Origin of the sequence: Vreelandella neptunia, assembly GCF_022489065.1 — a bacterium.
Lineage (GTDB): Bacteria > Pseudomonadota > Gammaproteobacteria > Pseudomonadales > Halomonadaceae > Vreelandella > Vreelandella neptunia_A.
The window spans coordinates 1-11,955 of sequence record NZ_JAKVTW010000033.1; the positions used below are offsets into that span (position 1 = coordinate 1).

Here is an 11,955-nt window from a genome sequence, read left to right on the forward strand (position 1 = left end):
GTTTCTCGGTCAATCCTTTTGTATAACCCGCCTGCAGCACATAGCTCCAGCGATTTGCTCCTACATTAATAGCTTTGTTAGAGTCGTAATCGCCGGTAGGCATATAAATAAATGGAGTTATACCAAACCACTGCTTGTTCTCGTCATCTGCCAATGGCCAAAAGGTTGATCCAAAGAAGATATCGCCCATGCCTTGACTGTCTTGCCCAGCAACATCGATATCCACAATTGGTAGGATTACCTGTGGATCAGCTGACATACCAAAAATTTCGGTATAATGGATAAAACGTTGGATTAATGCATTGGCTTCGAAGTCGGCATTATTTCCCACTGTATTGCCATCAGCTTTTACCTTGTCAGCACTGCGATGATCAAGATAGGTTATAGCCAGATTAACCCCACTTGGAGCAGGTATATAATCACGTGGGTGAACCGTTTCGGCAATGGCCATAACCTGCTGCGAAACTAAAATTGAACTTGCCATAATGGATCCTGACAACAGTTTTTTCTTATAATGGGACATCATATTACTCCACTATTTTGTTTAATTATTTATAAAAATCTTGTTGATTATGTGATGCTTGCTAGAGCTCTTTTATTTTGCTAAAGACGTTAGCGCTATATTTATAAGCTATACATCAGTAATGTTCTTGCCTTCTATTGCCAAAAGTTGACTATGCATGTCATTTCTTCGATAAGTGTTTAAAGGAGGTTTGTTTTAAATAACCAAAACAATCGCCCATGTCCTTTACCTAAACCCTTGAGTTGATCGCAGGAAAGCGATTATTATCAATGACGTATTGGGGAAATAGGTGGCATCTTAGTTGAAGCATAAAATTATCTATGTTTCTGATTTGAAATAATTTTTAAGAAAAATCTCACGGATAAGTTTTAGCAAGAGCTTTGAGAGTTGAACGTAACCGCATCTTAGAAGCAAAGTTCCAGCCCGCATAGAAAGCGCGACCAGCGGCAGGCTCATAGTAGCGCCCAGCGCTGGCGTTGATTCGCATATTTTTAAAGTATTCTTCGGTTAAGAGGTTGCGGTTCCCTAGGTTGAGGGTGAGACGCGTTCCGCTGTCAACCAGTCGCTAGGCGTCGCCACCGCGCAGATTAACGACCCATTGGACACCCATCCCTCTGTTGGCCCTGTCGGATCTTCTCGCTTGTCAGAGCCGAAACTGTAGCGGGAGTCGGTCCAGACGCGGTGCGCTGACGGTGTTGTTCGGCTGCTGTTCGATATCGGTATTTCCGACGGGTTCCTGTTGTGCCATTGACGTTGTGCTTCCTACCGGCTGCAGCCCTCATTCTGGCTGCCGGGTTGAGTCTTCCTTCAGTTCGAGAGTCCGCTTCACGATGTACTGCCGAATGGTTTCCATAGTTTCGTGGTCAAGAAGGTTATGAGACTGATGAAATAGGGACATATTATATGTCCTAAAATTGCATCTAATGCTCTAAAATCATCATTAAAAAGGGTTTTTTATAGGTTGCATTCGTGGAGGCAGTGTCACTTAAGAACACATGAGGGAATTTATATTTGGCACAGAAGTAGGAGGAATTCCTTAAAAGGGAGTGACCTTCGGGCCAATCACAGGGCATAGTCAAGCTGTTGAGATAGGTCGAACGTAGATGACCTTATGCCTCAGTTTCCTGAAAGCCAAGATCGAGTAATCCTGGCCGTAAATCAACTAACGCACTGGCTGGCACACCAAGCCAAAACAAGTTCCGGGCACGGGTAACCGCAACATAGCCAATACGCCCGATCTCTGTATCCACGCCGTTCATTAAGCTTTCGGCATGTTCCTTGTTTGTCAAATACAGCACTGCATCCAGGCTTTCTCCCTTCGCCTGATGAACTGTGTCAACGCGAATGCGGGGTCGGTAATTATTCCCATTCAGGTCAGCGGCAGATAGTAATGGTCCATCAGGCAAATCTCTTGAAGTGAGCTTGCTACCAAGCTTATCGACGCTTGTCAGACCACAATCTTTATTAATTTGAGCCAGTAAAGTTTTGACTCTATTAAGTAATAGGGGGTGCCACTGCGCTTTTCCATTGAGCGATACACCGGGCAGTCCCATATCAGGATTGCGAGTAAAAGCCCAGATGAGCCGACGTAACGCCTGATCCTCACGTTGGGATGTGAGCTTAGCCAACATTCCATTTGGAGCATCAACGAGTAGGTTGACGATACCGATAGCCACCAGCCTGAATGCACCTTGATAGTCTTTAAAACGCTCGCGCAGAATTGCAGCCTGTGTAAACCGTTTGACGATGCCCCAGCCCGGGGCCCCTTTGTTGCCAGCCAGTTTATCTGCCTGTTTGCGTCCGCGGCAGAGTACCGCCGAACGCTCCAGCCTAAGGCCAGCGGCCTCCACTGCTCTCTGAAACGAAACAATGAGTTGCTCACTGTCATTCTTACCGTAAGCTACAAAGAAGGTACCATGGACTGTATCAGGCGCTTCCCTATCTGCGGCATCGGTCCGTCCGGCCAGATGGTTGGCCAGATCAAGGATTGGTGGCACGGACCGGAAGTTTCTCTTCAATTCGAGGCTATTTACGCCGTCACGTTGCCCATACTTTGACAAGAACGCCCCATCAGCACTGGCAAATTCATAAATACCCTGATTTGGATCTCCTATCAGCGAGACCTGGCAACCAGCACTCACTAGCTGCTCGATGATGACCTGATGAACCGTTCCGATATCCTGAGCCTCGTCAATCAGGATATGCGGATAACGGCGAACCAGAGCACGCAGAATCCCAGGTTGATCTGCTAACGTGCGATAGCACCAGTAACGCCCGAGGTTGTGTGTGTAGGCACCGATCCGCCCAAGGCGATGCACCACGTCTGCAGCTTGGGCAGTATTGAGCCTGTGAATTTCACTTTTAATATCCGAGTAGCAGAAGTAGGCACCTCCAGCGTCAATACCGACCTGCATTTCATTGATAGCGCGCGGGTAAGGATCCGTTTGAAAAGTGAATCCTTTCAGAAATGCTTCTCCACCGGTCACAAGGAAAGCCGTCTGTTGCGCGCCCATCGTCCGATAGGCATGAGGGCGTAACACGTTGCTGGTGATGAAAGTGTCCAGCGTGTCTATGTCCACACGGTTGTTGACGTTGCTGCTGAGCCCCAGATCTTGATATTCCTTTCGGAAAGTATCTACAGCGACATTGGAGAAGGAAAGGAGTGCCACACGTCCACGATGATTACCAAGTTTTTGACGAATATTGGCCAGACGTCGCACGGCAGTGAATGTCTTGCCGCTGCCAGCACAGGCAATTACTGACAAGGGCTCTACTGAAGCATCTATAACCTGCGTCTGCTCTTCGGAAGGGTGGTTCACTACTTGGCCTCCGCTGTTTGACAGGCATGAGAAATCGCATTCTGGATATAGTCTGGCACTACAAAAGCGTTGCCTTCGGCAATAACTTGCGCAAGTGACTGGCCAAAGCGCCCCTTCTGCACATTATTGTGTTTGCGCTCAAACATTCCGCTGAATAGAGTCCGTGCTTTGGCTGCATCGCCTTCTTCCTCTTCGACCTTAGTCTGGAGGTCTTGCGCGATTCTCGGGTGCATATTTCTAAGTGCAGCCAGCATTGCGGTGCGATTAACGTCAACCAACGCCAGATCATATTCAAGAGTTTTGAGACCGCAGAAAACCTTAACGAGGGAATCCTCGTTTTTCTTCATCCTGGCGGTATTGTCTGAAACCCTAATTTCCTCGTCGAACGTGGGATAAACGGCCACCGTTTCTCCGGTTTCATCCGCTTCACTTACTGGATCCGCGTCGGTGATCACGGATACTGGAATTTTCAGGGCCTCCTCGCCAAACAGAGGCAAAAAAGAGTCAAAATTGAGTCCTTCGACACTGATCAGGCTGACGCCGTGCTTGCGCAGGTTATAGCCACACATTTCCGCGAGCACATTGACCAGCATCAATTCGGCCGCGCCTTCAACGAAGATGATACGACGGGCAAAAAACAGTTCAGCGCGGGTCACATCAAGGTAGCGTTCGAGCTTTTCTCTTTTTCCCCTTTCGAATTGGATGGTGCGAGGGAAGAAAGTCTCCACGCCAGTGGCTGTTTCGACCAGACAGGTGAGGCTGTCGAGATTAGCAATGCTGGCGAAGTTGGGGGAATGGCTAGAAACAAACAACTGAACGGGCTTCTCACCCTCCCCATCTTGAATCGATTCCAGGTAATCTAGCAACACCGCCTGCAACTGCGGATGCAAGTGTGCTTCAGGCTCCTCAATGATCAGGCCTCGGTAACTCGCGTCAGCGTTCCTGGCCAGCTCACAGAGAACCACCGCCATGTAAATCAGATTGTTAAATCCAAGGCCGTTCTGTTCAATTTCGAAGTCGTCCACTACTAACGACAGGCGTGATGCCAGCTTCTGAAAATCGCTTCCGCTCAATCCCAAATCCAACACTTGGGCTAGCTGAGACCCTAGCATCGAGTCATGCCGACTTGTGATGGCCGTGTGAGCGGTAATAATCGGATCGTGGCCCCTTAGCTCTTCATCGAGCAGTTTAAGTGCTTCATTAATTCCATCACGACCTTCATCATCGGCAAGGAGCTGAAATAGTCGAGCCAGTTTGCTATTGCGATTGGGCTTGAGACCCTGTGAAGCATCTCTAAGAGGTGGCAGGTAGACACCGCGAAGGTTCTCGATCATATCCGCGGTCAGGCCTATCTCTTCATGGTCTCCACACCAACGCCTTACTCGCAGCCTGCCAATCTTGTCAGCTTCTGAATAACGGATGTTAATGTGAGCTTCAAACCTGCCATCTTCGTCCGGCTTTAGTGCTGCCAGAAAGTCGGCTTCGTCGTCTACGTCCAAATCCTGAAAGACGTACTTAAATTGGATGTCACCTGCCGCATCGCCCCCCTTTGGTCGATGCATATCGTTGTTGTCAAAGCGCGGGTATGGCTCGTCGTATCCTGCAAGTAGCGCGCGCAATGCATCAACAATAGCGGTCTTGCCAATGTTATTAGAGCCGACCAGGACGTTCAGCCCGGGCTGAAACTCAAGGTCAACAGATTGCAATTTTCTGAAGTTCGTTATTTTCAGTTTTGCTAAATACACTGATGTAGCGCCCCCTGTGGATCGGTTTTTAATTCATCCATTGTTATCACGACTGTGTAATCAACACATCACCTGCGCCCCATCCCAGAACAGGTCATAAGCGGTTACCCCAGCAATAGCATGCTTCTATACCAATGTGATACCCCAAGCCCTGTGGAGGAAAAAGGCTATTTTCTCTACCTAGATAAATTTTATCCCGGTAGCCCTTTCTCAAATCGTTTCAGACCTTCGCGGTTACTGGGAAGTCTCAGCGGCCTCAAGCCTGCCATATTTTGTACGCCTTGAGAGTGCTTACTAAAATTAGATATGGTTGTGGCAACAGGTACCTAAAGCTCACTAGAAATAAACGGTTTCGGGTACCGACAGCCTGAGAGAAGGCCGGTAAGCTATCTTTCAAACTTCACGGAGATAAGCATATGACCCACCTCAAGCCGCCAGCGTCTCCCCTAGCCGTTTGCGAAGACATTCTGCGGAAGAGTAAACAATACAATTTGGTGCATCAGTGTTTGCCGAGTGAGAACAGAGTGATTGATAGACTGTTGAGCAGAGGCCACGAGCTGGAAAGCGCATATCAGGAACTGCATCACAAGCTCGGCCATCATCCTCATGCCCTGCAGGAATTTCTCGCCAAACTTTTGAATACAGCCGCATTTTGGAAACCGGAAGACATGAAAGCCGCCCGTGCTAGTCGATATCGTCTCATTGAGGTCAATCGGCAGATTGCGGACAAGGCTTCTGAACTTTCGAAGTTATTGGATGAGCGCAGCGTGCTCCATAATCATTCCGGTTTCGCCAGCAATACCCATTATCATGTCTGCGAAGTAATCCAAGAAGCCTCTGAAGACAACCCTTTGTTTGGAATGGAGATTGGGGATAAGCTTAGCCGCTTACACTATCAATATGACCTAAAATATTGGCCATCACTAAGCGACTTCATGGACGAACTAGCCCAGGATGCTAACGACGCAGATATTGAAGCTACTGATCCGCTAACTAAGGCGGCCACGGAGAGCTCTAGATCGTCAAAAGGTGATTTTCTCAGGGCCTTCCTCGCTGCCATCGAAGAAAGCAGTGCTCAGGTGTTTGGGCGGCTGCCCAGTGACTTGAAGATCACGGACAATACCATGGCCTCCTTGATTAACTGCGCACTGGAGCTAAGGGTGGGCGAGATGGCATCCGCCGACTATGTGAAGCGCTTCCGGCAGAAGGTACGCGAGCGCAGTATAAGGACATCTTATTGGACATCGACCAGCAATTGAAAAGATGAAATAAACACTCTGCTCGGACATGCCTGATTTGAACAAAATTTCAACTTAAAAGTAGAGCGGTATAACCATACTGGATGTGCTATGAGTCACGTGATGGATCAACGGAAATGCCTTCATAATGAAGGCTATCCGGGACTAGCAGCGCAAATAGGTCGTAGCCCCTTTATTTATTATCACTGGCAAGATTGTAAAGAGCGAGATCTCTCGTCTTTTGGGCAAGCTCAAGTCGAACAAGTATAGCTCAGGTTCTTTAAGTCCTAGCGGGGTCTGCTGACCACGCGGCTTGCCTTTATTCCATCGGGTGAAGCAGATTTCAGTAGAAGCGATCATCACAGGTCCTTCCATCGGATGGAGGTCAAAGAATGGCTCAATTCATGCTCGGCATGTGCTAAGGTTAGTTAACAGTCAATCTTCGACCCTTAGCGGAATTGCCGGAAAATGGAACGGGCGCGCGAAACTTGGACATGCAGCCTAATGGAAACTAGCAACCATGCACATCAACGACTTAGAGGGGGGGTAGGCTGCATTTGCCGGATAAAAGTGCAGGTACGTTCATCCAATCATAGGTTGAGCAGTCTAATACCGGTTAGCGACCGGTATGGGCCGAGGCTGTGTGAAAACTCTCGATCTGCCCAGAAAATGGCGCCCGTACGCGAAATCTAGAGAAGCTTTATAACAGAGTAGCCTCAGAATGAGCGAGATAGCGCCATTTTTGTTCGCTTTTCGGTCGGCGCGTGGCTCTTCGAACGTTTTCACACAGCCTCGGCCACTTCCTGCAAAGCTGGTAATGGGAGCAGCTTCGAGCACAGAGCGGACGTTAAAGGGGATCGGGACGGGCTCGCTATCGATCCGAAACGGTGATTTGACTGTCACAGGTATCAGCGATCTAAATGGATTAATATAAAAGCTCAGGTTCAATCGGACGTCTGAATCCGAACATAGAATTTAAATAAGCAAGACTGCCCAGGCAAAAGTGGGCTGAATTAAGTCAGCCTTTCGTGCGTTTTCGTTTCTTGAAGGTTACATTTGTCCAGCATCTTATGATAAAGACCACCACCTCCCTAACACGCTGGCTTGCCAACAACCTCAATAGCATTGTGTCTTGGCTGGAAAGCAAAGACCGCTCTGCCGACATGCAATCGACGTTCGTGGATCTCGCGCCAACTGATGAGGCAGACAAGGCTGGCGTATATTCCGAAGCGATTCGATTCGCGACGAACAATGTGAAGGTCTCTAACATTGCCCTAACTGGGCCCTATGGGTCAGGAAAGAGCAGCATCATCCAATCCTTCTTGAAGACGTATCGGCGGCCTGCGCTTCATATCTCTCTCGCAGCGTTCGTTCCCGAGATCGATTCGGGGGGCGAGAAGGTGAGCCGTCAAGAGATTGAGAGAAGCATCTTGCAACAGATGCTGTATGGTGCTGACGCAAACAAGCTTCCGCTATCGCGGTTCAAAAGAATTCGGTCGCCCGGTGTTTGGTCGATCTTTAAGTCTCTTTACATAATGCTTGGGATTCTCGCGCTTTGGTACGTGTTTCATTACCGAGAAGATATCATCAGCGGCACTTTTTTCATTCCGCTCGAGCTCAGTAATGGAGTCAATCTAGGGATCTTCGCCCTCGCAGCAACATTCCTCTGGGTGACGCTGCATCATTTTTATGTAGCGAGCTTCGGTCTGTCACTCAAGAGCATCTCGTTGAAGGATGTTGAGATAAAGCCTGCGCATGATGATCAGGCGTCCATACTGAACCGTCACCTAGACGAAATAGTCTACTTCTTCCAATCAACCAAATACGATCTTGTAATCATTGAGGATATAGATCGATTCAACGACGCCGAGATTTTCGTCACACTGCGCGAAATTAATAGCCTCGTGAACGAGAACGCAGGCGTGAAACGCACCATAAGATTCCTCTACGCCCTGCGCGACGACATGTTTGTCAACACCGATCGAACCAAGTTCTTCGAGTTCATCATTCCCGTCATACCGATCATCAATGCATCTAATTCGATCGATATGGTATTGGAGCAGGGGAGGAGGCTTGAGCTCGATGGGCGCCTTGATCGGCAGTTTCTGAGAGAAGTCTCACGATACCTGAACGACCTGAGGTTGATTCAGAACATCTTTAATGAATACGCCATTTATATGGCTAATCTGGAAACTGATGGAGAGAATCTGCTCGACGCCAACAAGCTCCTTGCGGTCCTGATCTATAAAAACGTCTATCCAAAGGACTTTGAGCAACTGCACCGCGGCGCGGGGACTCTCGCTGAAATATTGAACCTCCAAGACGAGCTCATTGGGTATGGTGAGGCCACGTATAGGACCGAGATCGCAGAACTCGAAAAGCGGCTTGAAGCCGGCGAGCAACAAACGCCTTCGGACCTGAGAGAGTTGCAGCAAATCTACGCTATGGCTCTGATTGAGAAGCTCCCAGCGAATGCTGTCAGAGTCACTCTTGATCGGCAAACATGGATCACGCTTCCTCAACTGGTTACCCACGATGCGTTCGAGCAACTGATCGAGGCTCCGCGTCTATTCCACCGCAACGCCCAGAATCAACAACAGCCGGTCGATGTTTCCCAATTGCAAAGCGAGGTGGACTCCCATAAATCCTACCAGCAACGTAAGGAGGAGGTCGAAAGCAAGGTGGATAATAATAAGAACAAGAGCTTGCGCCAAATACGCGACCTAAGATCAAAGATCGCAGCACTTCGCACGACTAAGCTCAACGAGCTGTTGCGTTTGAACACGGACCGCGTGCAGGATCTTTTCGAGAATTTCGAGGAAAACGGAGAGCTTGCCCGTTTTTTGATCCTGGAAGGTCATCTCGACGATACCTATTACCAATACACTTCACTCTTCCACTCAGGCCGTTTGTCTCCCAACGACAACAAGTTTCTGATCCAAATACGGGCATTTGTTACGCCTGAGCCGGGTTTTCAGATCGACAATCCAAAAGAGGTCATCGCAGCAATGCGAGATGAGGACTTCCGGCAAAGCTATGTCTTAAACGTCAAGCTCGTCGATAGCCTCCTGAGTGATCGGAGTCGTTATCTCAACCAAACGCAGAAGCTTTTCGAGTTTCTCTCGTCCGAATTCGAGAGCTGCGAGGTTTTTTTCGATGCCTATTACACCAGCGGCCGTGATGTTGAAGGACTTCTTTCGGGAATAGTCAAAGCTTGGAAAAGTCTAGTCCCAACTGCCATTGAAAGCCCTAATAATATCTCCCACGTCACTCAACTGGTCACGAACCTACCAGAAACCTCACTCAAAACGCTCGCAAAGGATTTTGACGAGTTATCAGAATTTGTTGCGGCGAACCTTCCAGAGATTCTGGTGAATGCACCTGAGCTAGCACCGGAACGCCTTGCATGCCTCGACTTTGAGGTCAAAGATCTGGCTGCAATCAAAGAACACTCTGAAATTGTACGCCTCATGTTCGAGGAGGGGCTTTTCGAACTCACGATCCCGAACCTGGAATATGTCTACCAAGCTATTTTGGGAGAGAACGATCTTGAGCCACTACGTGAGAGAAATTTCACTGCCATACGTTCAATCAATAACGCAACCTTAATGGAGCGAGTCGAACGCGATTTCACCCGCTACCTGCGTCATATTCTTTTGGCGCTTCAAGGCAATTCAAAGGAGGATGCGTCTGCTATTCTCGCCGTGGTTTGCCACGATACGCTTGATCAAGATGATCTTCGGAATTTTCTTGAACGGCAGACGACCCTGCTGCCAACACTAGAGGATGTGCCCGAAAGATTGCACGCAATGCTGTTCAAGCTAAATGCGATTGAACCGACTTGGGTGAACTGTCTTGCTTTTATGAGAGGTGACGGATTCGAGGAAAATAGTCTGGTTGGCTATCTTGACCGAGATGTTGTCCGCGCGTCTATCCTGCAACATCCCATACCAAGCGACTCGGATTCACTGAAGCTGCGTCAGTTCCTCGCCAATGCGGGCTCGCTGTCCGATGCCGCCTATAGAGAATATGCTCACGCCCTGCCGAATTCGTTCAATAACCTACCAAAAGGACTCGAACCAACAAAGCTTCGAATCCTGATAGATGAAGGAAAAATCGATTTCACTAAGAATAACCTCGATGAACTCGCTGACAACAGGGAATTGCAGGTACTATTCGTCGCGGCCAACATCGATACATATCTGGCGGATCCAGACAACTTTGCATTCGACGATGATTTCCGAGAGGAGCTTCTACGATCTGAAATTAGTAATGTAGCCAAGCTCGGGATAGTCGAATTGATGGACCTAGGAGCTCTTGTGGATCTTCCTGAACGATCAGCACTTATCGGCCCAATTATTAACAACGCCGACGTAGACATAAACAATCTTGATGCAATTAGTGCGCAATCTCTGATAACTCACTCTAAGCCCATAGCGACGCAAATTTCGCTCTTTAACAAATACCATTTTCTTATGACGGCTGACGAAGTGCGTCAAGTCTTGGCTAATCTACCGAAACCATTTTCAGAAATAAAAACTGGGTATAACAGACCGAGACTGGAGAACAATTCCGATAATATAGAATTGGTTGGGTGGCTTGACTCAAAAAACATTATTTCATCATGGAGCGAGAGTAGCTTATTCAGTAATGATATAAGAGTAAATCTCTACAGGAGCTGATAAGCGGTTTCCAAATTATGCACCGTCTCGGCGTCAGCGACCCTGCCAAGAGCGCCACACACCGAACGTCCGCTCTTGGCCGGTTTTTACATCAAGTTCATCAATTGCCAGCGAGTAGTGACAGTGGCCTGTTACCCCGATGCCTTCTTGGAGCAGGGCACTTTCACTGACGAAGTGGCCGAGGTTATTAGGGGGATCACCGCTGTCGGATATTTAAAAATATATGTTGCCATTACTTGTGAACTGAATCCCCAGGCAGATCTTGGTCTAGTGTGCATATATCGGTGAATGTTGCTTTGGCTTGAACATCTGTTCACAAAGCCCGAAAAGACTCTAATGAGTTTGGTCGAGGGGCGCGCCATCGCCTCACGCCAATAAAAATAACCAAAATATGAAAGCATAGTGGCGTTGGTTTGTGGCTACTACCGGCTAAGCATGTTGAGTGCCAACAGTTCTTGGTGGCTATCGCTATGATTTGTATGATGTCTTCTTATATAGTGAACATCTATACAGGCAAGAATAAGCAGCGATGGTAGAGCAAACGTTGATGGTGCAAAAAGATGATGCAAGCACAAGTGAGCAAATAGCGCGCCTTGGCAGTCCCTACACCGATTTATGTCGCTGGGCCGCGCATCATGATCTTAGCAACGCACTGGAATTGGCTTATTGGTCGCTGGGACTGAGTCATCGCATTGTTGCCATTGGCAATATGGTCGACGAGTTTCACCATCCTGAAGCAAAAGCAATCCTCGCATCGTGGCGTCAAGACCCAATCATTACCCTTTTAGATGATCTCGCGAAAGCCATTCGGCTAGACCCTCGAATAAATCGTCAATACCCTGCAATGCCCCACTTGGGTAGCGCTGAAAAAACAAAATACAAATATAAAACGGGGGGGAGCCTCAAAGAACAGACATTCCTCATAACCTTAATCACCCACCCGTTGCC

The 11,955-nt window shown here is 48.3% G+C and carries 6 protein-coding genes; 3 read left to right on the forward strand and 3 right to left on the reverse strand.

From position 1 onward, the window contains the following. The 3 genes from MLE19_RS22285 to MLE19_RS22295 form a co-directional block, all read right to left on the reverse strand. A partial coding sequence (locus tag MLE19_RS22285; protein WP_240720537.1) for a transporter occupies nucleotides 1-484 on the reverse strand: 484 nt, incomplete at its 3' end. A 1,148-nt stretch (nucleotides 485-1,632) separates the two neighbouring features. After that, nucleotides 1,633-3,342: a UvrD-helicase domain-containing protein gene (locus MLE19_RS22290; RefSeq protein ID WP_240720538.1), complete on the reverse strand. Its 1,710-nt coding sequence runs from the start codon at nucleotides 3,340-3,342 to the stop codon at nucleotides 1,633-1,635. Further along, nucleotides 3,342-5,087 (reverse strand): ATP-dependent nuclease, encoded by a 1,746-nt coding sequence (locus MLE19_RS22295; RefSeq protein ID WP_240720539.1) that lies wholly within the window; start codon nucleotides 5,085-5,087, stop codon nucleotides 3,342-3,344. The genes MLE19_RS22290 and MLE19_RS22295 overlap by 1 nt, the downstream gene beginning before the upstream one ends. A 524-nt stretch (nucleotides 5,088-5,611) precedes the next feature. Between MLE19_RS22295 and MLE19_RS22300 the strand changes: the two genes are divergently transcribed. From MLE19_RS22300 to MLE19_RS22310, 3 genes are all read left to right on the forward strand, one after another. Next, nucleotides 5,612-6,346 (forward strand): hypothetical protein, encoded by a 735-nt coding sequence (locus tag MLE19_RS22300; RefSeq protein WP_240720540.1) that lies wholly within the window; start codon nucleotides 5,612-5,614, stop codon nucleotides 6,344-6,346. Nucleotides 6,347-7,395: 1,049 nt separating this feature from the next. Further along, nucleotides 7,396-11,007: an ATP-binding protein gene (locus MLE19_RS22305; RefSeq protein WP_240720541.1), complete on the forward strand. Its 3,612-nt coding sequence runs from the start codon at nucleotides 7,396-7,398 to the stop codon at nucleotides 11,005-11,007. A gap of 529 nt (nucleotides 11,008-11,536) precedes the next feature. After that, the coding region (locus MLE19_RS22310) for a hypothetical protein (RefSeq protein WP_240720542.1) at nucleotides 11,537-11,955 on the forward strand (419 nt) is incomplete at its 3' end.